This is a genomic window from Variovorax sp. LjRoot290 (assembly GCF_964253985.1).
In the GTDB taxonomy this organism is placed as follows: domain Bacteria; phylum Pseudomonadota; class Gammaproteobacteria; order Burkholderiales; family Burkholderiaceae_C; genus Variovorax.
Genome location: NZ_CAXURW020000001.1, coordinates 5,513,504 through 5,536,694 on the forward strand (window position 1 = coordinate 5,513,504; position 23,191 = coordinate 5,536,694).

Below are 23,191 nucleotides of genomic sequence, written 5' to 3' on the forward strand. Positions count from 1 at the left end.
TTCTTTTCTCAGGCTGCTTTGCGATCGGGCACGACCAGCCCGAAGTCTTCGGGGAAATGGTTGAGTGCGGACAGCACCGGAAACGGCGTCATCCCGCCCATCGCGCACAGCGAGCCGTGGACCATGGTGTCGCACAGGTCGCGCAGCAGCATCACCTGCTGCGGCCGGTTCTGGTCGGCCCGGATCTTGTCGATGACCTCGACGCCGCGGGTCGATCCGATGCGGCAGGGCGTGCATTTGCCGCAGGACTCGATGGCGCAGAACTCCATCGCGTAGCGCGCGAGCTTCGAAAGATCGGCGGTGTCGTCATGGACCACGATGCCGCCGTGGCCGACCGTGCCACCGACGGCGGCGTAGGCCTCGTAGTCCAGCGGCAGGTCCCATTGCGATTCGGGCAGGTAGGCGCCCAGCGGCCCGCCCACCTGCACCGCCTTGATCGGCCGGCCGGATGCGGAGCCGCCGCCGTAGTCGTAGAGCAGCTCGCGCAGCGTGACGCCGAAGGCCTTCTCGACCAGGCCGCCGTGCCTGATGTTCCCGGCCAGCTGCATCGGCAAGGTGCCGCGCGAACGCCCGACGCCGAAGTCGCGGTAGAACTCGGCCCCGCGCGCCAGGATGAGCGGCACGCTGGCCAGCGTGATCACGTTGTTGATCAGCGTGGGCTGGCCGAACAGGCCCTCGATGGCCGGCAGCGGCGGCTTGGCGCGCACGATGCCGCGCCTGCCCTCCAGGCTTTCGAGCAGCGCCGTTTCTTCGCCGCAGACGTAGGAGCCGGCGCCCTTGCGCACTTGCAGCCGGAAGCTGCGGCCCGATCGAAGGATGTCGTCGCCGAGGAAGCCCGCCGCCTCGGCGCGGCGGATGGCCTCGTTCATCGCCGCGATCGCATGCGGGTATTCGGAGCGCACGTAGACGTAGCCCATGCTCGCGCCGGTCGCGATGCCTGCGATGGTCATGCCTTCGATCAGCATGAAGGGGTCGCCCTCCATCGTCATGCGGTCGGAGAAGGTGCCCGAATCGCCTTCGTCGGCATTGCAGACGATGTACTTCTGCGCGGCCGCCGTCGCCAGCACCGTCTTCCACTTGATGCCGGCCGGGAAGGCCGCGCCGCCGCGCCCGCGCAGGCCCGAGTCCAGCACCTGCTGCACGATCTGCGCGGGTTCCAGCGCCAGCGCGCGGCGCAGGCCGGCGAAGCCTTCGTGCGCCTGGTAGTCGGTGAGCGACAGCGGATCGGTGATGCCCATGCGCGCGAAAGTGAGGCGCTCCTGCTTCTTCAGGTAGGCGATCTCCTCCGTCGGGCCGAGATGCAGCGCATGGGCCGCGCCCTCGAGGAAACCGGCGTCGAACAGGCTCGCCACGTCCTCGGGCGCGACCGGCCCGTAGGCGATGCGCCCGGCCGGCGTGGCCACCTCGACAAGCGGCTCGAGCCAGAACATGCCGCGCGAGCCGTTGCGCACCAGATGGATGTCCGCACCACGCGCTGCGGCCTCGCCGGCGATGCGCCGCGCCACGCGGTCGGCGCCGGCGGCCAGGGCCGCGGAGTCGCGCGGCACGTAAACGGTGATGCTCATGATTCGCTCCGGGCCTGCGCCATCAGTGCATCGAAGACCCGCGGCGTGATGCGCGCATGCGGCTCGTCGTCCAGCATCATGGCGGGCGAGGAGGCGCACAGCCCGAGGCAGTAGACCGGCTCGAGGGTGAAGGCGCCGTCCTTCGAATCGCCATGCACCGCGCAACCCAGATGCTGCTGCGCATGCGCGAGCAAGGCCTCGGCACCCATCGCCTGGCAGGCCTCGGCGCGGCAGATCTGGACCACGTGGCGTGCGGCCGGCTCGGCGCGGAAGTGGTGGTAGTAGGTGAGGACGCCGTGAACCTCGGCACGCGACAAGTTCAGCGCAGCGGCGATCTCCGGCACGGCATCGGCAGGCACATAGCCCAGCGCGTCCTGCACGTCATGCAGGATCGGCAGCAGCGCGCCCGGCTCTTCGGCCCGTTGCGCCAGCACGCCGCGCACGGTCGCCAGCGCATCGACGCTGCTGCTGCGATGCGAGACCGTTCCTTCATCCTGAAGCGCCGACATGCTGTTCTCCTTGTTTGTCGCAACACCGTGTGGGGCGCAGTGTCGACAGCGGGGAAACGGCTGTCCAATTTATCCGGCGAATGGGCCGATGCGATTACTAAATCGAAGTCCGCCGCAAGGCGCACGGTACGATGAGTTCACGATGAAGAACGCGACCCTGCGCCAGTTGAAAGTCTTCGAGGCGGTCGCTCGCCTCCTGAGCTTTTCGCGCGCGGCCGAAGAGCTTCACCTGACCCAGCCGGCCGTCTCGACGCAGGTGCGCAAGCTCGAGGAGCACGCCGGCAACGTGCTGTTCGAGCAGTTCGGCAAGAAGATCTACCTGACCCCGGCCGGCGCGGAGCTGCTGCAGATCAGCCGCGCCATCATCCAGCAGTTCGAGGCGGCCGAGAACGCAATGACGCAGTTCAAGGGCGTCTCGGGCGGCAAGCTCAACGTGGGCGTGATCAGCGCCGGCGACTACTTCTTTCCACGCCTCCTGGTGGAGTTCGCGAGCCGCCATCGCGGCGTGACGCTGAACTTCACGGTCCACAACCGCGAGGGGCTTCTGACCCACATCGCCGAGAACCTCACCGACCTCGCGATCATGGTGCGGCCGCCGACCGACATGGACACGGTCAATCAGCCCTTCGCGCCGCATCCCTACGTGATCGTCGCGGCGCCGAGCCACCCGCTGGTCGGCGAGCGGAAGATCCCGCGGGCCCGGCTGATGCGCGAGCCCTTCGTCGTGCGCGAGAAAGGCACCGACACCTGGAACTCGATGGAGGAAGGCTTCGGCGGCGACCTGCGCGACATCAACATCGCGATGGAGATCCCGAGCACAGAGACGATCAAGCAGGCGGTGATCGCGGGCATGGGCGTGAGCTTCGTGTCGGCGCACACCATCAGCCAGGAGCTGAAGGCCGGCAGCCTCAGCGTGCTCGACGTCGAGGGTTTCCCGCTGATGCTGAACTGGTACGTCGTGCGTCGGCGCACCAAGCGCCTGCCGCCGGTGGCGCAGGCCTTCAAGGACTTTCTGCTCAGCGACGGCGCGTCGCTGATTGCGCAGATCGTCCCCTTCGATTCAGCAGCTTAGGGCCGCTGCAGAGCGGCGCGCGCCGCCTTGAAGAAGATCACGATGGGCATGGCGGCGATCAGCTCGCGCAGAAGCGCGCCCGCGCCGGATGGCGACTGGGTCTTGATCGAGGTGGAATTCAATGCGGTGTGGTTCATGTTGCGTGGCCGATGCGTGGCGATGAGGAGTTGTCGATTTTAAGGGTTTACCCTTGGTTGATGGGAACTTGACTGCGGTCAAGAGCGTTTGCGCCGCGCCGTCCGACAGTCCTTCACTCCCAAAACGGGTCCGGCGTTCCGATGCCGCCGGACCTCTACGACAACAGGAGACTCCATGACTCGGCCAACGACCACGATCGCGGGTTCCAGCCCGGCGATGTATTCCCAGGCGGCAAGCTATGACGCAGCCGCGAACCGATCGCAGACGTACCGATGGGGACAGTTGCTGATCGGCATCGTGTGCATGGCGATGATCGCCAACCTGCAATACGGCTGGACCCTCTTCGTCAATCCGATCGCCGACAAGCATGGCTGGAGCCGCGCCGCAATCCAGGTGGCTTTCACGATCTTCGTGCTCACCGAGACCTGGCTGGTGCCGATCGAAGGCTACCTCGTCGATCGCTTCGGCCCGCGCCCGGTGGTGCTGGTCGGCGGCGTGCTGTGCGGTCTCGGATGGGTGCTCAATTCGGTGGCCTCCTCGCTGCCGGTGCTCTACATCGCGGCGGCGATCGGCGGCATCGGCGCCGGCGCGGTCTACGGCACCTGCGTGGGCAATGCCTTGAAGTGGTTCCCCGACCGGCGCGGCCTCGCCGCGGGCATGACCGCGGCCGGCTTCGGGGCCGGATCGGCCCTCACGATCGTCCCGATCTCCGCGATGATCCACTCGCACGGCTACGAGGCGGCCTTCCTCTACTTCGGCATCGGGCAGGGGCTGATCGTCTTCCTGCTGGCCTGGGCGCTGACCCGGGCACCCGATCATGCGAAGGCGTCGAACAGCCGCAACGTGCAGCAGTCGCGCCGCGACTACGCCCCTTCCGAAGTGCTGAGGTCGCCTGTCTTCTGGGTCATGTACGCGATGTTCGTGATGGTGGCCGCCGGCGGCCTGATGGCCACGGCCCAGCTCGCGCCGATCGCCAAGGACTTCAAGATCATGGACGTGCCGGTCAACATCATGGGCCTGGTGCTGCCCGCGCTGACCTTCGCGCTCGCGATCGATCGCGTGCTCAACGGCCTGACGCGGCCCTTCTTCGGCTGGGTCTCCGACAAGATCGGGCGCGAGCAGACGATGTTCATCGCGTTCGCGCTGGAATCGGTGGGCATCCTGATGCTCTACCACTATGGCCAGAACCCGATCCTCTTCGTCGTGCTGACCGGCATCGTGTTCTTCGCCTGGGGCGAGATCTACAGTCTCTTCCCCTCGACCTGCGCCGACACCTTCGGCTCCAGGTACGCAGCATCCAACGCCGGCATGCTCTACACCGCCAAGGGCACGGCGGCGCTGCTGGTGCCGCTCTCGAGCGTGCTCGCCGCGGCCACCGGCAGCTGGCAGGCCGTCTTCATCGCCGCCAGCGCGGTCAACGCCGCCGCGGCGCTGATGGCGTGGTTCGTGTTGCGTCCGATGCGGCGCAAGCACATCGCGCAGAGCCAGCAGCACTCCTAGGCGGCCATCGCTCATCAGCGCAGGCCGATGCGCGAGGCACGCGACCGCAGCCAGGCGGCGCGCGCCGCGTTGCTGGCCTCGACGCGATTCGCGGCGGCGTGCAAGGCGCGCATCTGCTCGACTTCCTCGATGACCTGGTTCGGATTCAGCAAGGCCTTGACGAGCGCACCGGCCTCGGCGGCCAAGGTCCTGAGCGCACGGGCCCGGGCGCCGGCGGGGCTCGAGACGAATGATCGTTGAAGGATGGACATGGTGAGTTCCTGATTGCAGCGGGTTGCGATGCCTCCATGTTCGGACGGACTTGGCTCCAAGTAAAACGAGATTTATTGCCAATTGAATGCAAAAATACTGCATTCAAAACGAGCTGCCATCGTGGACATCAACCTGGCCCGCACCTTCCTCGAGATCGTCGAGACCCGCAGCTTCCAGCGCGCCGCCGAGCGGCTGCACGTGACGCAAACCTCGGTCAGCGCGCGCGTGCGAACGCTCGAAGAGCTGCTCGGCCGCCGGCTCTTCGTGCGCAACAAGGCCGGCGCCGCGCTCACCGCGGCCGGCGAGCGCTTCCTGCCGCACGCGACCACGCTGGTGCAGGTCTGGGCGCGTGCGCGCGATCAGGTGGCGGTGCCGACCGGCAGCCGCGCCGTGCTCGCGGCCGGCTGCGAGATCAGCCTGTGGGATCCGCTGCTGCTGCGCTGGCTGCTGTGGATGCGCGCCAGGCACCCGCAGCTCGCGCTGCGCACGGAAGTCGGCTACCCGCAGGACCTGCTCGACAAGGTGGCCGCGGGCGTGCTCGATGTCGCCATCGCCTATGCGCCGCAGCAGCGGCCCGGGCTGCGCGTGGAGCTCCTGATCGAGGAAAAGCTCGTCATGGTCACGACGGCGAAGCGTCCGCGCGTGCCGCGCCCGGCGGACTATGTGTACGTCGACTGGGGGCCCGAGTTCGCGGCGCAGCACGGGCTGGCTTTTCCCGAACTGTCGAGCGCGGCAGTGATGGCCGGGCTCGGGCCGCTCGGCCGCGAGTACCTGCTGGCCGCCGGCGGCACCGGCTATTTCCGGCTCGACGTGGTGCGCGGCCACCTGGAATCCGGGCATCTGCGCCGCGTGCCCCACACGCCGGAGTTTCTCTATCCGGCCTATGCGGTCTACGCGGTGGGCGCCGATCCCGCGATCATCGATCCCGCGCTGGCGGGCCTGCGGCAGGCCGCGGGCACGGAGGCCAGAAAGATCTGACCGGCTCAGCGCGCGATGCGCGCGACGTGCAGCAGGTTCGTCGTTCCGGACTGTCCGAAGGGCAGGCCCGCGACGACCACCACGTCGTCGCCCGGGTTCGCGAATCCCTCGTCGCGCGCGCTGCGGCAGGCGCACTCGATCATCTCGGCGACATCGTGAACGTCGTCCACCAGCACCGCATGCACGCCCCAGACCATGGCCATGCGGCGCGCGGTGGCGACGGAGGGCGTCAGGCTCAACACGGGCACGGCGGGCCGCTCGCGCGCGGCGCGCAGGCTGGTGAAGCCCGAGGAGGTGTAGGTCACGGTGGCGGCCGGAGAGAGCAGCCCGGCCACGTTGCGCAGCGACGCGCAGACCGCGTCGGCGGTGGTCGCCTCGGCCGCGGCATGCGTGGCGTCGATGCCGCTGCGGTAGGACGGGTCCGCTTCCACGCGGGCGACGATGCGGTCCATCATCGCAACCGCTTCCAGCGGGTATTGGCCCGACGCGGATTCGGCGGACAGCATCACCGCGTCCACGCCGTCGTAGATCGCGGTCGCCACGTCGGAGACCTCGGCGCGGGTGGGCACCGGCGACGCGATCATCGACTCGAGCATCTGCGTCGCCACCACCACCGGCTTGCCGCCCTTGCGGCAGGCGCGCACGATGAGGCGCTGCAGTTCCGGCACCTGCTCGGGCGGCAGCTCGACGCCGAGGTCGCCGCGCGCGACCATGATGCCGTCGGACAAGGCGACGATGCCGTCCAGGTGCTCGATCGCGGCCGGCTTCTCGAGCTTGGCCATGATCCAGGCGCGTGTGCCGATGAGGGCGCGCGCCTCCTCGATGTCCTCGGGCCGCTGCACGAAGGAGAGCGCAACCCAGTCCACGCCCATCGCGAGCCCGAAGGCCAGGTCGTCGCGGTCTTTCGCGGTCAGCGGCGAGATCGGCAGCAGCACGCTCGGCACGTTGACGCCCTTGCGGTCCGAGATCGGTCCGCCGACGAGGACGGTGGTCTCGGCGAAATCTGCGCCGTGGCTTTCCACGCGCAGGCGCAGCTTGCCGTCGTCGAGCAGCAGCTCGGTGCCGGTCTGCAGCGCCGCGAAGATCTCCGGATGCAGCAGCGGCGCGCGGCGGGCATCGCCGGGGGTCCTGTCCATGTCGAGGCGCAGTCGCGCACCGGCTTCGAGCTGCGTCCTGCCGCCTTCGAAAGTGCCCAGGCGCAGCTTCGGCCCTTGCAGGTCGAGCAGCACGCCGATCGGCCGGCCGAACTCCTTCTCCAGCGCGCGGATGGTTTCCAGGCGCCGCGCATGGTCGGACTGCGTGCCGTGGCTGAAGTTGAGCCGGAACACGTCCACGCCGCGCTCGAACAGGGCGCGGATGGCCTGCTCGTCCGAAGTGGACGGGCCGAGCGTGGCGACGATCTTGGCGCTGCGGGCGCGTCTCATGGTGAGGGCCTCAAGCCATCTCGTGAAGGCGGACCCGTCCGCGCTGGTCCTCCATCGTGCGAGCCAGCAGCTTGACCAGCGAGTAGACGGTGTCGATGTGCGGCGTCTGCGTGTCGGTCAGCCGCGCCAGCTCGACCACCGCGCCCACCAGCGCATCGATCTCCGGGGCACGCCCGGCTTCCACGTCCTGCAGCATCGAGGTCTTGTGCTTGCCCACCTTCTCGGCACCGGCGATGCGTTTTTCCAGCGACACGCGGAACTCGATGCCCAGCTTGTGCGCGACGGCCTGGGCTTCCCGCATCATCGCGGCGGCAAGGTCGCGCGAGGGCGGGTACTGGCAGATGTCGACCAGCGTGGAATGCGACAGGCTGCTGATCGGATTGAAGGTCAGGTTGCCCCACAGCTTGAGCCAGATCTCGGCGCGGATGTTGTCGAGCACGGGCGCCTTGAAGCCCGCGTTGGCGAAGCAGGCCGCGACGCGGTTCACGCGCTCGCTCGAGGTGCCGTCCAGTTCGCCGACGGGGAAGCGGTCGCCCTCGATGTGCTTCACCACGCCCGGCGCCACCAGCTCGGAGGCGGGGTAAACCACGCAGCCGATCACGCGCTCCGCAGGAATCTTCGCGGCCACGACGCCATGCGGATCGACGCTCTTCACCGTGCTTCCATCGAGCGGCCCGCCGTGCTTGTGGAAGTACCAGTACGGGATGCCGTTCTGCATCGTCACCACCACGGTCGCGGGGCCGAAGAGTTTGGGCACTTCGTTCGCCACCGCTTCGACCTGGTGCGCCTTCATCGCGAGGATGACGATGTCCTGCACGCCCGCCTGGTCGTAGCGATCGGTGGCCTTCACGTTTCGCGCCACCTGCTCCTCGCCGTCGGCCGCGATCAGCTTGAAGCCGTTGGTGGCGATGGCGTCGAGGTTGGCTCCGCGCACGATGAACGTCACGTCCTCGCCGGCCAGCGCGAGCTTTGCTCCGACCAAGCCACCGATGGCGCCTGCGCCGATGACTGCTATCTTCATGTCGATCCTTGAAGTGTTGAATCTCTTGCGCGGCAGGCCCTAGCCGAAGCGATTGCTCAGCTTGCCGATGCCGTTGATCTCGACCTCGACCAGGCTGCCGGGCTTCATCGAGCCGACGCCGACCGATGTGCCGCACAGGATCACGTCGCCCGGATGCAACGTCATGTCGAAGGAGATCAGGCTGACCAGCTGCTGCACCGAGAAGCGCATGTCGCTGATGGGGTAGTGCTGGCGGGCCGCGCCGTCGAGCAGGGTGGTCACGGTGAGCGTCGCGGGGTCGAGGCCGGTGGCGACCACCGGGCCCATCGGGCAGAAGGTGTCGAAGCCCTTGGCGCGCGCCCATTGCGCAAAGGAGGCGTCGCGGTTCAGGATGTCGGCCACCGTCACGTCGTTGGCGCAGGTGTAGCCGAACACATGGTCGAGCGCCGCTTCCTCGGCCACCGCCGTGCAGGTCTTGCCGATGACGATGCCGAGCTCGCCCTCGAACACCACCTTGCCCTCGCACAGCGGCTTGCGAATGGGCTCGCCGGCGGCGAGAAAGGAGTTGGGCGCCTTCAGCAGGTAGAGCGGCTCGGCCGGCACCGGCAGGTTCAGCTTCTCGCCGAGCGCGTGGAAGTTGTTCCACAGCGCGATGACCTTGGTCGGCCGGGTCGGCGTCAGCAGCTTGAGCTCGTCCAGCGCGAAGACGCTACCCGTCGCTTCGGGGCTGCCGAACATGTCGCCCTGGTGTTCGCGCACCTTGTTGCCGTCGAGCGCGCCGAAGCCCGTCTTGCCGGCGCGTTCGAAACGGATCCATCGCTGTTGTTGCATGTCTCTCTCAATCGAAGGGTAGGTAGTCGGGAATGACCAGCGATGCGAGCAGCTTGCCCATCTCCGCCGGATTGCGCGTCACGTGGATGCCGCATTCCTGCATCACCGACAGCTTGGCCTCCGCCGTGCCCTTGCCGCCGGAAATGATGGCGCCCGCGTGGCCCATGCGCTTGCCCGGCGGCGCGGTGGCGCCGGCGATGAAGCCGACCACGGGCTTTCGCATGTGCTCCTTGATCCAGCGCGCGCAGATCTCTTCCTCGTTGCCGCCGATCTCGCCGACCATGATCACCGCGTCGGTTTGCGGGTCGTCGTTGAACATCTTCAGCACGTCGATATGCCTGAGCCCGCCGACCGGATCGCCGCCGATGCCGACCACCGTCGACTGCCCGATGTCGAAGCTGGCGAGCTGGTGGGCGGCTTCGTAGGTCAGCGTGCCGGAGCGCGACACCACGCCGACGCGGCCCTTCTGGTGGATGTGGCCCGGCATGATGCCGATCTTGATTTCGTCCGGGGTGATCAGGCCCGGGCAATTGGGGCCGAGCAGAATCGTCTTGCGGCCCTGCATGCGGTGGCGGGTGCGGATCATGTCGCGCACGGGGATGCCTTCGGTGATGCAGACGACCAGGTCGAGCTCGGCATCGACCGCCTCGTCGATGGCGGCGGCCGCGAAGGGCGGCGGCACATAGATCACCGAGACGGTCGCGCCGGTCTCGGCCTTGGCGTCCTTGACGCTGCCGAAGATCGGGATGCCGTCGAAGTACTTGCCTGCCTTGCTCGGGTTCACGCCGGCGACGAAGCATTTCCTGCCGTTGCCGTAGTCGCGGCACATCGCGGTGTGAAAGCTCCCGGTCTTGCCGGTGATGCCCTGCGTGATCACGCGGGTGTTCTTGTTGATGAGGATGGACATGGTGGGGTCAGCCCCTCGCCGCTGCGACGACGCGCGCGGCCGCATCCGCCATGTCGTCCGCGCTGATGATGGGAAGGCCCGACTGCGCAAGGATGATCCGGCCCAGCTTTTCGTTGGTACCCTTCATGCGCACCACCAGCGGCACCTGGAGCCGCACCTCGCGCGCGGCGGCGATCACGCCCTGGGCGATCAGGTCGCACTTCATGATGCCGCCGAAGATGTTGACCAGGATGGCCGCCAGCTTCGGATTGCGCAGCATCAGCTTGAAGGCCTCCGTCACCTTCCCGGCCGTCGCGCCGCCGCCCACGTCGAGGAAGTTGGCGGGCGATCCGCCGTACAGCTTGATCACGTCCATCGTCGCCATGGCCAGGCCCGCGCCGTTGACCAGGCAGCCGATGTTGCCGTCGAGCGGGATGTAGGAGAGGTCGAACTTCGAGGCCTCGACCTCGGCCGGGTCTTCCTCGTCGAGATCGCGCAGCGCGACGATCTCCGGATGGCGGAAGAGCGCGTTCGGGTCGAAGTCGAACTTGGCGTCGAGCGCGATCACGCGGCCGTCGCTGGTCAGGGCCAGCGGATTGATCTCGGCCAGCGATGCATCGCATTCGTCGAAGGCGCGGTACAGGTTCTGCATGAAGCTGCGCGCCTCTGGAATCGACTTCGCGGGGATGCCGATCCGGCGTGCGGCGTCGTCCGCCTGGCCCACCGTCAGGCCCGCGATCGGATCGATGGCCACCTTGTGGATCTTTTCGGGCGTGCGGGCCGCCACCTCTTCGATGTCCATGCCGCCTTCGCTCGAGGCCATCAGCGCGACGCGCTGGGTGTCGCGGTCCACCGCCAGCGCCAGGTAGAACTCTTTCGCGATGTCGGCGCCCTCCTCGATCAGGAGCCGCTTCACCAGGCGCCCCTCGGGCCCGGTCTGATGCGTTCTCAAGCGCATGCCGAGGATCTGCTCGGCATGCTGGCGCACTTCCGCCATGGATCTCGCCAGTTTCACGCCGCCGCCCTTGCCGCGCCCGCCGGCGTGGATCTGCGCCTTGACGACCCAGCGCGCGCCGCCGAGCCGAGTGGCCGCATCCACCGCCTCCTCAGGCGACATGCAGAGAAAGCCGCGCGGCGTAGCCACGCCGTATTTCCGCAATACCTCTTTGCCCTGGTATTCGTGGATATTCATGGCTTTGGCGGTTTTTTAGGGGACGGGCAGGGCCTAGGCGCCGAGTTCGCAACCGGGCATTTGCGCCCAGTCGAAATACCTGGCCGGCATCGCGCCGGGCGCAATGCCGCGCTGCATGTGCTCGGCCTTCTTTTGCCGGATGACTTCGACGAGGAATTCAGCCTCGTAGGATTTGAGAAGGTGCGATTGGTGAGTCTTCAGGTAATGGCCGATCCGTTCCGCCTCGTTCTGGCTTTGGCTCAGCAATTCGTAATAGGTATGGCTGTCCCAATGCCACCTGAATCCCAATTCATAGAACGCCGCGTTGTAGGCGTTCCGTTCGATTTCGTCGTTCCGGTACTGGATTGGCAAATCGTTGACCATGAGCTTCTCCTTCAAATTTGAATGCCGCGGTGGTGAATCGAATGCGCTCGGCATATTCAAAATGTAGAGTGGTCGATCAATAATTAATAGTGAAAGTATTTTATTGAATGTATTTGCTATGAGTTATGGGTTGAGGGCGCCAGAATCCGTTGTGCGCCCTCGTCCGCGCTCAGCTCAGATCACGCGCTCTTCGCGCAGCATCGCCAGGTCGTCCGCGCTGTAGCCGAGCTGGCGCAGCACTTCCTCGGTGTGTTCGCCGAGCAGCGGTGAACGCGTCACCTCGGTCGGGCTGTCGGACATCTTGATGGGGTTGCCGACCGTCAGGTACTTGCCCCGCGTCGGGTGGTCCACCTCGACGATGGTGCCGCTCTCGCGCAGCGACTCGTCCGCTGCGATCTCCTTCATCGACAGGATCGGCCCGCAGGGAATGTCGTACTTGTTGAGGATCTCCATGGCCTCGAACTTGTCCTTGGTCATGGTCCACTGCTCGATGCGCGCGAAGATCGGCTTCAGGTGCAAGAGGCGTGCGGCCGGCGTGGCATAGGCCTCGTCGTCGATCCAGCCCTCTTCGCCGATGACCTTGCACACCGCCGGCCAGACTGCGCCCTGCGTGATGAAGTAGATGTACGCATTCGGGTCGGTCTCCCAGCCCTTGCAGCGCAGGATCGAGCCCGGCTGGCCGCCGCCGGAGGCGTTGCCGGCGCGCGGCACGGCGTCGCCGAACTTGCCGTCGGGGTACTGCGGGTACTCGTGCATGGTGCCGGTGCGTTCGAGCCGCTGCTGGTCGCGCATCTTCACGCGGCACAGGTTGAGCACCGCGTCCTGCATCGGCGCCAGCACCTGCTGCCCGCGCCCGGTGCTGTTGCGCTGGTATAGAGCGGCGACGATGCCGAGCGCCAGGTGCAGGCCGGTACCGCTGTCGCCGATCTGCGCGCCGGTCACGACCGGCGGGCCGTCGTCGAAGCCGGTCGTCGACGCGGCGCCGCCGGCGCACTGTGCGACGTTCTCGTAGACCTTGCAGTGCTCGTACTTGCCCGGCCCGAAGCCCTTGACCGAGGCCACGATCATGCGCGGGTTCAAGTCCTGGATGTGGCTCCAGGTGATGCCCATGCGGTCCAGCGCACCGGGAGCGAAGTTCTCGACCAGCACATCACAGGTCTTGATCAGCGTGTCGAGGACCTGCTTGCCCTTGGGCTTCTTGGTGTCCAGCGTGATCGAGCGCTTGTTGTGGTTCAGCATCGTGAAGTAGAGGCTGTCCACGCCGGGAATGTCGCGCAGCTGGCCGCGCGTCGCATCGCCTTCGCCGGCGCGCTCGACCTTGATCACGTCGGCGCCGAACCAGGCCAGCAGCTGGGTGCAGGTGGGGCCGGACTGCACATGGGTGAAATCGAGAATCCGAACGCCCTCGAGTGCCTTGCTCATTGTGTCTCCTTGGATCTGGCCTCGACTTCTACCAGACGGGCGCGCAGTTTGCGCTCCTCGGCGAAGCGGGCGGTCTCGTCGCGCACGATGGCGACAATGCCCGTGACCTTCCGATCTTCGGAGAACAGCATCGATACCGTGAAGGCGATCGACAGCGTGTGCCCGTCCTTGTGCAGGGCGGGCACGCGCAGCAGGTCGGCGCCGTACTTGGTGATGCCCGTGTCCATGGTCTTTTGATAGCCGTCCCAGTGCCGGCCGCGCTGGCGTTCCGGGATGATCAGATCGAGCGACTTGCCCAGCGCCTCGGCTTCGGCGTAGCCGAAGATGCGCTCGGCTGCCTGGTTCCAGAGCGTGATCGCGCCTTGCGCATCCGCGACCATGATGGCGTCGCCGGCACCGGCGACGAGCTGTTTCAAATCCACGTTCGATTGCAAGGCGCCGCTCCCTCTTTCCAGTCTCAAACCGCTTTGGACTCGCGCAAGTTGATGATCTGTTCCTTGCTGTAGCCCAGCTCGGCCAGCACATCGTCGGTGTGCTCGCCCAAAAGCGGCGAAGGCGTGATCTCGGGCTTCAGGTCGGAGAACTTGATCGGGCTGCCGACGGTGAAGTAGTTGCCGCGCTCCTTGTGGCCCTTCACCTCGACGATCGAGCCGCTCTTGCGCAGCGATTCGTCGTGCAGCAGTTCCTTCATCGTCAGTACCGGCGAGCAGGGAATGTCGAACTTGCGCAGGATGTCGACCGCCTCGAACTTGGTCTTGTCGGCCAGCCAGTCCTCGATGGTTGCGAAGATCGCGGTGATGTGCGGCTGGCGTGCCTTGGCCGTCATGTAGTCGGGGTCGGTCTTCCATTCGGGCTTGCCGATGGCGTCGCAGATCGGGGCCCAGGCGTGGCCCTGCACGGTGAAGTAGATGTACGCGTTGGGGTCGGTTTCCCAGCCCTTGCACTTGAGCACCCAGCCCGGCTGGCCGCCGCCGCCGGCATTGCCGCCGCGCGGAACCACGTCGCTGAAGGTGCCATGCGGGTACTGCGGGTACTCTTCCAGGTAGCCGAGCTTGTCCAGGCGCAGCTGGTCGCGCATCTTCACGCGGCAGAGGTTGAGCACCGCGTCCTGCATCGCGCAGGCCACGCGCTGGCCCTTGCCGGTCTGCTGGCGGCCGATGATGGCGGTCAGGATGCCGATCGCCAGGTGCATGCCGGTGTTGCTGTCGCCCAGGGCGGCGGCGCTGACGGTCGGCGGGCCGTCCCAGAAGCCGGTGGTCGAGGCGGCGCCGCCGGCGCACTGCGCGACGTTCTCGTAGACCTTGAGGTCGTCGTAGTGGTGGCCGTCGCTGAAGCCCTTGACCGAGGCGACGATCATCTTGGGGTTCAGTTCCTGGATGCGCTCCCAGGTGAAGCCCATGCGGTCGAGCGCGCCGGGGCCGAAGTTCTCGACCAGCACGTCGGATTCGCGGATCAGCTTCTCCAGCACCACCTTGCCCTCGGGCTGCTTGGTGTCCAGCGTCAGCGAGCGCTTGTTGCTGTTGAGCATGGTGAAGTAGAGCGCGTCGACGTCGGGGATGTCGCGCAGCTGGGTGCGCGTGACGTCGCCGGAGCCCGGGCGCTCGACCTTGATGACGTCGGCGCCGAACCAGGCCAGCATCTGCGTGCAGGCGGGACCGGCCTGGACATGGGTGAAGTCGATGATCTTGATGCCGTTGAGTGGTTTGTTGCTGCTGCTCATGGGATATCTCCTGTGTTGCCTGGGATTACTTCTTCTTCGCCGTCGCCGGGTTCAGACTGGTGATGCGGCCGCTTTCGGTGCCGGCGGTCTCGTCGATCACGGCGTTGATCAGGGTCGGCCGGCCGGAGGCGACGGCCTCGGCGAGGGCCTTTTCCAGCTCGTCGGCGGTGGTGGCGTTGACGCCGACGCCGCCGAAGGCTTCGATCAGCTTGTCGTAGCGCGCGTTCTTGACGAACACGGTCGGCGCCACGTCGGGCGTGCCGCTCACGTTCACGTCGGTGCCGCGGTAGACGCCGTTGTTGTTGAAGACGACGATGCAGATGGGCAGGTTGTAGCGGCAGATGGTTTCGACTTCCATGCCGCTGAAGCCGAAGGCGCTGTCGCCCTCGATGGCGATCACCGGCTTGCCGGTGACCACGGCCGCGGCGACCGCGAAGCCCATGCCGATGCCCATGATCCCCCAGGTGCCCACGTCGAGGCGCTTGCGCGGCTCGTACATGTCGACGATGCTGCGCGCGAAGTCCAGCGTGTTGGCGCCTTCGTTGACAACGATGGCATCGGGCCGCGCCTTCACCTGATCGCGGATCACGCTGAGCGCGCTGTGGAAGTTCATCGGCGAGGGCCGGGCAGCCAGCGTGGCTGCCATCTTCGACAGGTTCTTGTCCTTGCGCTCGGCGATGGCGCCGGTCCAGTCGGCCGGCGGCTTGGCCCACTTGGCGTCGACGCCGGCCAGGAGCGCCGCCACGCAGGAGCCGATGTCGCCGATCACCGGCGCGGCGATCGCGACGTTGCTGTCGATCTCGGTCGGCGCGATGTCGATCTGGATGAACTGCTTGGCGCCCTTCTCCTGGGCCCAGGTCTTGCCCTTGCCGTGCGACAGCAGCCAGTTGAGGCGCGCGCCGACCAGCATCACGACGTCGGCTTCCTGCAGCACATAGGAACGCGCGGCCGCGGCCGACTGCACATGGGTGTCGGGCAGGAGGCCCTTGGCCATCGACATCGGCAGGTAGGGGATGCCGGTCTTCTCGATCAGCGCCCGAATGTCGGCGTCGGCCTGCGCATAGGCCGCGCCCTTGCCCAGCAGGATCAGCGGTTTCTTGGCACTCTTGAGCAGATCGAGCGCGCGCTTCACCGCGTCGGGCGCCGGAATCTGGCGCGGCGCCGGATCGACCACCTTGATCAGCGATCGCTTGCCGGCAGCCGCGTCCATGGTCTGAGCGAACAGCTTGGCCGGCAGGTCGAGGTACACGCCGCCCGGGCGGCCCGACAGGGCCGAGCGGATCGCCCGCGCGATGCCGACGCCGATGTCCTCGGCATGGAGCACGCGGAAGGCCGCCTTGCACAGCGGCTTGGCGATCGCGAGCTGGTCCATCTCCTCGTAATCGCCCTGCTGCAGGTCGACGATCTCGCGCTCGCTCGAGCCGCTGATCAGGATCATCGGGAAGCAGTTGGTGGTGGCATTGGCCAGCGCGGTCAGGCCGTTGAGGAAGCCGGGCGCCGACACCGTCAGGCAAATGCCGGGCTTCTGCGTCAGGAAGCCGGCGGCCGCGGCCGCGTTGCCGGCGTGCTGCTCGTGACGGAACGAGATCACGCGCATGCCTTCGGCCTGCGCCATGCGCGTGAGGTCGGTGATCGGGATGCCGGGCAGGCCGAAGATGGTGTCGATGTCGTTCAGCTTCAGCGCGTCGATCACCAGGTGGAAGCCATCGGTCGTTTCGCGGGCCGGCGCGTCGTCGGTCATGTTCTTGAGCGCGCGCTGGAGCGTGTCGTCGGCCGCCAGGGCTGCCTGTTTGTCTGTGCTAACTGAAGACATGTCTCTCCTTTTGCTTTGGATGAATGGCCGGGGGCCGAGCCAAGACTATGATTCGGGCCCAGGCTTTCAGCTGTTGACCGCGGTCAACTTTCCGGAAAACGTTCGCCGTACCGATACCGGCGGTTGTTGCGAAATCGAGCAAGACGGGAACCATGACGTTGTTGGAAAACCACCCGGAAAAAAACATCATCCGAGCCCAGCTCCGGCAAAACATCCTTCTCAAGGATCTGAGCGAGAGCGACCGCGCCGAACTGGAAACCCATCTCTCCGTGGTGGACGGCAACAAAGGCGACTTCCTGCTGCACCAGGGCGTGCGCGAGATGGAGCAGTACTTCATCCTCGACGGCATCCTCAAGCGGGTGGTGAGCAATCCGGAGGGCAAGGAAATGATCCTGCGCTTCGCCGACGAGAACGACATGGAGACCAGCTATGCCGCGCTGCGGCTGGGGACGCCCACGCCGTACGGCATCGTGTGCGTGACCAAGGCGCGCGTGGCCAGCCTGCCGCTGAAGGAATGGATCGCGTTCCTGAACCGGCATGCGGAAGCCAAGGAGCTGTTCGAGTTCAGCGTCATGCGCGGGATGAGCGAGATCATGGCGCACACCATCACGCTGCACCTGCTGGACGCGCCCGGCCGCGTGCACCGCTTCATGCGCAAGCATCCGGAACTGGTGGATCGCATTCCGAGCAAGGAACTGGCCTCCTATCTCAATCTCTCCGCGGAAACCCTGAGCCGCCTCAAAAAGCGCGGAAAGATCTAACTCAGGTCTGCTTGGATGAGGCGAACAGCCGCGAGCTGGTCATCAGCCTCAGCTGGTTGTCCACGCTGTGCACGCCGGCAACCGCGGCAGCGACGCTTTCGGTCTGCTCCCGTTCCTCGTTGTCGAGCACGATCCCGCGCAGCGCGACCTGCCCTTGCCTGGCGTTGATCGTGATGTTGATGTCGCGCGTCGCCTCATGCTCCTTCAACGCAGCCCGCACGCGCGCTTCCAGCGCCATGTTGGCGAGCATGGCGCGCGATTCGGGCGTCTCGGCGAACTCCGGTCGGCTCGCCAACAGGCAGATCTGCTCCACGCAGCTCTCGACCGACACGCGGTCCGTGTTGAGCACCAGGTCGTAGAGCACCGGGTCGCCCCAGGTGACGCCGAACTGGTCGTTCATGCGCGAGGCATGCGCCTGGTCGCTGCGGCGCAGCTCGGCTTCCGCGAATTCGACATCGTCGGTGCCCAAGTGGCCCATCAGCCATTCGACCCGCTTCTTGAACGAGCGCGTGATGCGCACGCACACCACGTGCGGCACGGGGCGCAGCAGGCAGGTGGCGCCCCAGCCGCGCAGCACGACATTGCCGCGGTCGGCCAGCGCGAACAGTTCTTCCGCGGTGTAGAGGGCGACGCTGCGCCGGTCGGTGGTGAGCCGCTCCACCAGCCCCGCCTTGCCGTCGCGCAGGCGGCCGATCAGGCTGGTGGACACCTGCGCCCGGTCGGCCACGCGCTCGATGGCCTCGTGGCGCATGACGGCCAGGCCGAGCGACTCGGCGAGCCGCAGCGACACATCCTTGGCGAGGGAACCCATCTCCTGGGTCATTGCGATGACGGGCATGTGGCCTCCTCTGCGCTTTCAGTCCACCGGCCGCTCGACGGCGAACTCGTCAGACTTTTTTGGCTTGATCAACGCCATCACTTTCGAGATGAGCGGCCAGAACAGCATGGTCAGCGCCAGCGTGGTGATGCCGCCGACCAGCGGGTTCGACCACATGATCATGACGTCGCCCTGCGAGACCAGCATGGCCTGGCGGAACGAGTCTTCGGCCTTGTCGCCGAGCACCAGCGCGAGCACCAGCGGCGCCAGCGGGAAGTCGAGCTTCTTGAAGATGTAGCCCACCACGCCGAAGCCGAGCATGAACCAGATGTCGAGCATCGCGTTGTGCACGGTATAGGCGCCGATCGCGCAGATCACGATGATCACCGGCGCGATGATCGAGAACGGAATGCGCAGGATCGAGGCGAACAGCGGCACCGTGCTCAGCACCACGATGAGGCCGACGATGTTGCCGAGGTACATGCTGGCGATCAGGCCCCAGACGAAGTCCTTCTGTTCGACGAAGAGCAGCGGACCCGGCTGCAGCCCCCAGATCAGCAGGCCGCCGAGCAGCACCGCAGCGGTCGGCGAACCGGGAATGCCGAGCGCCAGCATCGGCAGCAGCGCACTGGTGCCGGCGGCGTGCGCAGCGGTCTCGGGCGCCACGACGCCTTCCATTTCGCCGGTGCCGAACTTAGTGCCGTTCTTCGACATCTTCTTGGCCAGGCCATAGCTCATGAACGAGGCCGGCGTGGCGCCGCCGGGCGTGATGCCCATCCAGATGCCGATCAGCGAGCTGCGCAGCGAGGTCACCCAGTACTGCGGCAGTTGCTTCCAGGTCTGCAGCACTACCTTGGGATCGATCTTCGCGCTCTTGCCGGAGAACTTGAGGCCTTCCTCCATCGACAGCAGGATCTCGCCGATGCCGAACAGGCCGATGACCGCGATCAGGAAGTCGAAGCCGCGCATCAGCTCGGGCTGCCCGAAGGTGAGGCGCAGCTGGCCGGTCACGGTGTCCATGCCGACGCTGGCCAGCGCGAAGCCGAGCGCCATCGACGCCAGGATCTTGAAGGGCGAGCCCTTGCCCATGCCGACGAAGCTGCAGAAGGTCAACAGGTACACCGCAAAGAATTCGGGCGAGCCGAACTTGAGCGCGAACTTGGCCACCAGCGGCGCCAGGAAGGTGATCATCACCACCGCCAGGAAGGCACCCACGAAGGACGAGGTGAAGGCGGTGGTCAGCGCCGCACCGGCCTTGCCCTGCTGGGCCATCGGATAGCCGTCGAAGGTGGTGGCCACCGACCACGGCTCGCCCGGGATATTGAACAGCACGGAGGTGATGGCGCCGCCGAACAAGGCACCCCAGTAGATGCACGACAGCATGATGATGGCCGAGGTCGGCGACATCGTGAAGGTGAGGGGCAGCAGGATGGCCACCCCGTTCGCCCCGCCCAGCCCCGGCAGCACGCCGATCAGCACGCCGAGGATGATGCCGACGAACATCAGGCCGATGTTCATCGGCGTCAGGATCACTGCAAAGCCCTGCATCAGGGCACTGATTTCTTCCATTTCGCGTTCGCTCCCAGAGATTCAGTAGCCGAGAAAGCGAAGAGGATCCAGCGCGCCTTTGAAAAGGGGCACCTTGAACCACACTTCGAACATGAAGAAGAAGAGCGTGTTGACGGCCAGCGCGATGAGGACGCTCTTGACCCACGAGTACTTGCCCAGAACGATCATGAACAGCGCGATGTAGAGCGCCGATGCGATGTACAGCCCCAGGAAGGAAACGGCCAGCACATACACCGTCGCCGGAACCAGCACCGACATCACGCGCTTCAGCTGCTCCGAATCGACGAAGACCTCGGTCTTCCTGTTCTTGCCGAGCAGGGCTTGATACAGGATGCCGGCGCCCGAGATGGTGATGATCAGGCCGATGTAGAAGGGAAAGTAGCCCGCCCCGGGGCCGTCGGTGGTCCAGCCGGCGCCCAGCCTGCGGCTTTCGAAGATCACGCCCAGGCCGATGATCAACAGGACCGCCGCAACCACCGCTTCGACCAGGTTGGTGGCAACGCCCGTGCGCGCCGCGGCGTCGCCGGATTTCTCGTCGTGCTCCATGGAGCCCCCATCGTGTGTGTGTGTGATGAAAACCAATGCGGCGCCCTCGCCATCCCCCGCGCGGGGTGATGGCTGTCGCGTTCGCCGCTCGGCGCCCGGTTACTTGCTGCTGGCGGCCAGGAAGCCGGCTTCGGTCATCAGGGTGCGGTGGGTGGCCTCTGCGCCTGCCAGCCATTTCGCGAACGCGTCGCCGGTCATGAAGGTCGGATTGAACGCACCCTTCTCCATGTACTCTTTCCACTCGGGCGTTGCGGCGACCTTGGTCAGCAGGTCCACATAGAACTTGAGCTGGTCGGGCGTCACGCCAGCGGGCATGAAGATGCCGCGCAGCATGGTGTACTTGGTCGGGACGCCGGATTCCTTGCAGGTCGGGATGTCGTTCCACGACTGCGTGTCGGTGACCTTGGCCTTGAAGGGCATGCGCTCGTCGTCGAACACGCACAGCGCGCGCAGCTTGCCGGCGCGCCACTGGGCAACCGCCTCGATCGGGTTGTTCACGGTGGAATGCACATGGCCGCCCACCAGCTGCACCGCGACCTCGCCGCCGCCCTTGAAGGGCACGTAGATGAACTTCGTGCCGGTGGCCTTCTCGAGGGCCACGGTGATGATCTGGTCTTCCTGCTTCGAGCCGGTGCCGGCCATCTTGAACTTGCTCGGGCCCGCCGCCTTCGCCGCGGCGATGTATTCGGCGGCGCTCTTGTACGGCTCCTCGGCGTTCGACCACAGCACGAACTGGTCGAGCGCCATCATCGCGACCGGGGTCATGTCCTTCCAGTTGAAGGGCACGCCGGTCGCCATCGGCGTCGTGAACAGGTTCGACAGCGAGATGATGATCTTGTGCGGATCGCCCTTGGCTTCCTTGACCGCGAGGAAGCCCTCGGCGCCGGCGCCGCCCGACTTGTTGACGACGATGAGCGGCTCCTTCATCAGCTTGTGCTTGATGATGATGCCCTGCATCAGCCGCGCCATCTGGTCGGCGCCCCCGCCGGTGCCGGCAGGGATCACGAATTCCACCGGCTTGGTGGGCTCCCATGCGGCGAAGGCAGGTGTCGTGACCGCCAGCGCCATGACGGCCGCGGTGGACAGGCTGGCTCCGCAGGCCCGGGTGCGCGAAATGAGATTCCCGATCATGTTGTCTCCTAGGTAGGCTGTGCTCTTTTTGCTTGGAATCTCAGTCGAAATCCCAGTGAAGCGAATGCTGCGCGCCGTCGCCCAAAGCCGGCTTGACCATGGTCAACTTTTCGGAGATTCCGTATGCGGGTAAGCCCGCGCCCTGCGCCGCCAGCCCTTCGAGACAAATCTAGGGTTTACCCCCTAATCGGGTAAACCCTATAAGATGACCGGAACTCGACTTTGCAATCCAGGAGTTCCCTATGTCCACCCTCGACCAATCGTCCCGTGCGAACGCCTTCGGCGGCCTGGCCGGCGCGTTCAAGGCCTTGGCCGATGAAGCCAGCGTGCTGGTCCATGCCTTGCTGAATCCGGGCAAGATCATCGAAGAAGTCGAGCAGATGCGCGCCTTGCACCTGGACGCGAACAAGGTCGAAGCCAGCAACCCGGCGCGCGCTGCCGCGTTGCGCTGGCAGGCCTCGCGCGTCGGCCTGCGCTGAGCGCGCCCGGCCAAGGCCGGTGGGTATTCAGCTCAGGTGAGCACCCGCCTCAACGCTCGGATCTGTTGCCACACCTGCGCCTGCGTACCGGCGACGCCCATGACCTGCATGCACCGCTCCAGCCAGCCGGTGCGCTCGCGCATGCGTTCGATGGCGCGCTGCAGGTCGCGGCGCACGGCGGCACCGTAGGCGCCTTCGGCCTTGGCAACGGCATCGCGCAGCAGCGCCAGGCTCGGCTTCATCATCGCCAGGTCGATCAGGTCGCGGCTGAATACGCCGTCATCAGCCCAGCAGTCGGAGTTGGCGAGCAACTTGCTCGCGGCCATGTCCAAGGACGTGAGCGTTGGCACGCCGCACAGCTCGTCGGCCTTGCCGGGTACCTGCAGCGCCATGCGGGCCTCGAACACGATCTCGAACTTGATCGGCTGGTCGTCGAGCTGCACGCGCGTGCGGATGCCGTGCTGGTCGGCGCGCAGTTCGCCGGCCTGCGTCAGCGGCACGGCATCGGCCCGCGTCACGGTCGCAAGTCCATCGATGCCGGTCATCTCCTGCCGAAGCTGACGGTACATCGCAAGGTCCGACACGAGAAAGTCGATGTCCACCGACTCGCGGTACTCGCCGAAGCGCAGCGCGATCGCGGTGCCGCCGCCGAACAGGCAGCCCCGTTCGCGTAGCCGCGGCCCATCGAGCGCCTGGAGTACCCGCGCGACGCGGCGGTGGTGCGGCCGCTCAAACAACAGGGTCGCTCCCGAGTGCCAACCGCAGGGCATCGACGAGGTCCCGCTCGGCCGGAGACAGTGTCGTGGGGTCGAGGTGCCGCCAGTTGCGCTCGTAGATGCCCAAGGCTTCGCGCGGCGTGAGTTCTTGCGGGCCGTGGACCTGCCACGCCAGTTCCTTGAGGCCAGGGTAGTCGGCGATGCGCACGCGCGCGGGAAGCCAGCCTCGGCGATGCGTTTCGGCGGGCGCAGCAGCTTCCTCCTGCGGCCGGATCGCCACAGCCAGACCCAGCGCCACCAGCACCCGCAGGTACGCGGCCATGGTGACCGCAGGTTCGCCCTTTTCGATCCGGTGCAGGGTGACGCGCGAGATGCCGGCAGCTTCGGCCGCGGCCACGGCGCTGATGCCCAGGTCCTTGCGGCGCCGGCGCACCGTGGCGCCGATGGCGGCCAGGGCCTCGGCGGATTGGGGAGTGAGCTCAGGGCCTGGATCGGGCATAAGTGTTT

The 23,191-nt window shown here is 66.5% G+C and carries 25 protein-coding genes; 5 read left to right on the top strand and 20 right to left on the bottom strand.

Annotation, left to right across the window (positions count from 1 at the left end):
• Positions 1-8: 8 nt before the first annotated feature.
• Together ACSQ9A_RS27215 and ACSQ9A_RS27220 are read right to left on the bottom strand one after the other, a co-directional pair.
• Positions 9-1,565, bottom strand: a complete 1,557-nt coding sequence (locus ACSQ9A_RS27215) for a formate dehydrogenase beta subunit (RefSeq protein WP_436305980.1) — start codon at positions 1,563-1,565, stop codon at positions 9-11.
• Positions 1,562-2,074, bottom strand: coding sequence for a formate dehydrogenase subunit gamma (locus ACSQ9A_RS27220; RefSeq protein ID WP_436305981.1), 513 nt, complete (start codon positions 2,072-2,074; stop codon positions 1,562-1,564). Before ACSQ9A_RS27220 ends, ACSQ9A_RS27215 begins: the two co-directional genes overlap by 4 nt.
• A gap of 142 nt (positions 2,075-2,216) precedes the next feature.
• Between ACSQ9A_RS27220 and ACSQ9A_RS27225 the strand changes: the two genes are divergently transcribed.
• Positions 2,217-3,146: a LysR family transcriptional regulator gene (locus ACSQ9A_RS27225; RefSeq protein WP_436305982.1), complete on the top strand. Its 930-nt coding sequence runs from the start codon at positions 2,217-2,219 to the stop codon at positions 3,144-3,146.
• Here ACSQ9A_RS27225 and ACSQ9A_RS27230 read toward each other — a convergent pair.
• Positions 3,143-3,283: a hypothetical protein gene (locus ACSQ9A_RS27230; protein ID WP_436305983.1), complete on the bottom strand. Its 141-nt coding sequence runs from the start codon at positions 3,281-3,283 to the stop codon at positions 3,143-3,145. The genes ACSQ9A_RS27225 and ACSQ9A_RS27230 overlap by 4 nt on opposite strands.
• 175 nt (positions 3,284-3,458) lie before the next feature.
• Between ACSQ9A_RS27230 and oxlT the strand changes: the two genes are divergently transcribed.
• The gene (gene oxlT, locus ACSQ9A_RS27235) at positions 3,459-4,784 is read left to right on the top strand and encodes an oxalate/formate MFS antiporter (RefSeq protein WP_436305984.1); all 1,326 of its coding nucleotides are present in this window, start codon (positions 3,459-3,461) and stop codon (positions 4,782-4,784) included.
• 14 nt (positions 4,785-4,798) lie between these two features.
• Here oxlT and ACSQ9A_RS27240 read toward each other — a convergent pair whose 3' ends face one another.
• The gene (locus tag ACSQ9A_RS27240) at positions 4,799-5,035 is read right to left on the bottom strand and encodes a hypothetical protein (RefSeq protein ID WP_093108617.1); all 237 of its coding nucleotides are present in this window, start codon (positions 5,033-5,035) and stop codon (positions 4,799-4,801) included.
• A 121-nt stretch (positions 5,036-5,156) separates the two neighbouring features.
• Between ACSQ9A_RS27240 and ACSQ9A_RS27245 the strand changes: the two genes are divergently transcribed.
• Positions 5,157-6,014, top strand: a complete 858-nt coding sequence (locus ACSQ9A_RS27245) for a LysR family transcriptional regulator (RefSeq protein WP_436292046.1) — start codon at positions 5,157-5,159, stop codon at positions 6,012-6,014.
• Between the two features lie 5 nt (positions 6,015-6,019).
• Here the strand turns inward: ACSQ9A_RS27245 and pyk are convergent, their stop codons facing one another.
• The 10 genes from pyk to oxc form a co-directional block, all read right to left on the bottom strand.
• Positions 6,020-7,438 (bottom strand): pyruvate kinase, encoded by a 1,419-nt coding sequence (gene pyk, locus ACSQ9A_RS27250; RefSeq protein ID WP_093108615.1) that lies wholly within the window; start codon positions 7,436-7,438, stop codon positions 6,020-6,022.
• A gap of 10 nt (positions 7,439-7,448) precedes the next feature.
• The gene (locus ACSQ9A_RS27255; protein ID WP_436305985.1) at positions 7,449-8,459 is read right to left on the bottom strand and encodes a 2-dehydropantoate 2-reductase; all 1,011 of its coding nucleotides are present in this window, start codon (positions 8,457-8,459) and stop codon (positions 7,449-7,451) included.
• A 39-nt stretch (positions 8,460-8,498) separates the two neighbouring features.
• Entirely contained in the window at positions 8,499-9,269 is a 771-nt protein-coding gene (locus tag ACSQ9A_RS27260; protein WP_436305986.1) for a fumarylacetoacetate hydrolase family protein, read from the bottom strand.
• 7 nt (positions 9,270-9,276) lie between these two features.
• A complete protein-coding gene (sucD, locus tag ACSQ9A_RS27265) occupies positions 9,277-10,176 on the bottom strand; it encodes a succinate--CoA ligase subunit alpha (protein WP_436305987.1) in 900 nt (299 codons plus the stop codon).
• Between the two features lie 7 nt (positions 10,177-10,183).
• Entirely contained in the window at positions 10,184-11,347 is a 1,164-nt protein-coding gene (gene sucC, locus ACSQ9A_RS27270) for an ADP-forming succinate--CoA ligase subunit beta (RefSeq protein WP_436305988.1), read from the bottom strand.
• Between the two features lie 33 nt (positions 11,348-11,380).
• A complete protein-coding gene (locus tag ACSQ9A_RS27275; RefSeq protein WP_436305989.1) occupies positions 11,381-11,710 on the bottom strand; it encodes a hypothetical protein in 330 nt (109 codons plus the stop codon).
• Between the two features lie 174 nt (positions 11,711-11,884).
• Positions 11,885-13,132, bottom strand: coding sequence for a formyl-CoA transferase (frc, locus tag ACSQ9A_RS27280; RefSeq protein WP_093108609.1), 1,248 nt, complete (start codon positions 13,130-13,132; stop codon positions 11,885-11,887).
• Complete coding sequence (locus tag ACSQ9A_RS27285; RefSeq protein ID WP_436305990.1) at positions 13,129-13,566, bottom strand: PAS domain-containing protein; 438 nt, start codon at positions 13,564-13,566, stop codon at positions 13,129-13,131. The genes frc (ACSQ9A_RS27280) and ACSQ9A_RS27285 overlap by 4 nt, the downstream gene beginning before the upstream one ends.
• 23 nt (positions 13,567-13,589) lie before the next feature.
• Positions 13,590-14,852, bottom strand: coding sequence for a formyl-CoA transferase (gene frc / locus ACSQ9A_RS27290; RefSeq protein ID WP_093108607.1), 1,263 nt, complete (start codon positions 14,850-14,852; stop codon positions 13,590-13,592).
• Positions 14,853-14,877: 25 nt separating this feature from the next.
• Positions 14,878-16,665 carry an oxalyl-CoA decarboxylase gene (gene oxc, locus ACSQ9A_RS27295; RefSeq protein ID WP_436305991.1) on the bottom strand — a complete coding sequence of 596 codons (1,788 nt, stop codon included), beginning with the start codon at positions 16,663-16,665 and terminating at the stop codon, positions 14,878-14,880.
• Positions 16,666-16,817: 152 nt separating this feature from the next.
• Between oxc and ACSQ9A_RS27300 the strand changes: the two genes are divergently transcribed.
• Positions 16,818-17,426 carry a Crp/Fnr family transcriptional regulator gene (locus tag ACSQ9A_RS27300; protein ID WP_436292204.1) on the top strand — a complete coding sequence of 203 codons (609 nt, stop codon included), beginning with the start codon at positions 16,818-16,820 and terminating at the stop codon, positions 17,424-17,426.
• 1 nt (position 17,427) lies between these two features.
• Here the strand turns inward: ACSQ9A_RS27300 and ACSQ9A_RS27305 are convergent, their stop codons facing one another.
• The 4 genes from ACSQ9A_RS27305 to ACSQ9A_RS27320 all read right to left on the bottom strand — a co-directional run bounded on the left by ACSQ9A_RS27305 (position 17,428) and on the right by ACSQ9A_RS27320 (position 21,489).
• Positions 17,428-18,264, bottom strand: coding sequence for a cytidylate kinase family protein (locus tag ACSQ9A_RS27305; RefSeq protein ID WP_436305992.1), 837 nt, complete (start codon positions 18,262-18,264; stop codon positions 17,428-17,430).
• A gap of 18 nt (positions 18,265-18,282) precedes the next feature.
• Entirely contained in the window at positions 18,283-19,812 is a 1,530-nt protein-coding gene (locus tag ACSQ9A_RS27310; protein ID WP_436305993.1) for a tripartite tricarboxylate transporter permease, read from the bottom strand.
• Positions 19,813-19,833: 21 nt separating this feature from the next.
• Positions 19,834-20,358, bottom strand: a complete 525-nt coding sequence (locus ACSQ9A_RS27315) for a tripartite tricarboxylate transporter TctB family protein (RefSeq protein ID WP_436305994.1) — start codon at positions 20,356-20,358, stop codon at positions 19,834-19,836.
• A gap of 99 nt (positions 20,359-20,457) precedes the next feature.
• Complete coding sequence (locus ACSQ9A_RS27320) at positions 20,458-21,489, bottom strand: Bug family tripartite tricarboxylate transporter substrate binding protein (protein WP_436292035.1); 1,032 nt, start codon at positions 21,487-21,489, stop codon at positions 20,458-20,460.
• 242 nt (positions 21,490-21,731) lie between these two features.
• Here ACSQ9A_RS27320 and ACSQ9A_RS27325 point away from each other — a divergent pair, with 242 nt between their 5' ends.
• On the top strand, positions 21,732-21,968 hold the full coding sequence (locus ACSQ9A_RS27325) for a hypothetical protein (protein WP_093108600.1): 237 nt from the start codon (positions 21,732-21,734) through the stop codon (positions 21,966-21,968).
• Positions 21,969-22,000: 32 nt separating this feature from the next.
• Here the strand turns inward: ACSQ9A_RS27325 and ACSQ9A_RS27330 are convergent, their stop codons facing one another.
• Positions 22,001-22,705, bottom strand: a complete 705-nt coding sequence (locus ACSQ9A_RS27330; RefSeq protein WP_436305995.1) for a nucleotidyl transferase AbiEii/AbiGii toxin family protein — start codon at positions 22,703-22,705, stop codon at positions 22,001-22,003.
• Positions 22,698-23,183: a helix-turn-helix domain-containing protein gene (locus ACSQ9A_RS27335; RefSeq protein ID WP_436305996.1), complete on the bottom strand. Its 486-nt coding sequence runs from the start codon at positions 23,181-23,183 to the stop codon at positions 22,698-22,700. Before ACSQ9A_RS27335 ends, ACSQ9A_RS27330 begins: the two co-directional genes overlap by 8 nt.
• Positions 23,184-23,191: the final 8 nt, after the last annotated feature.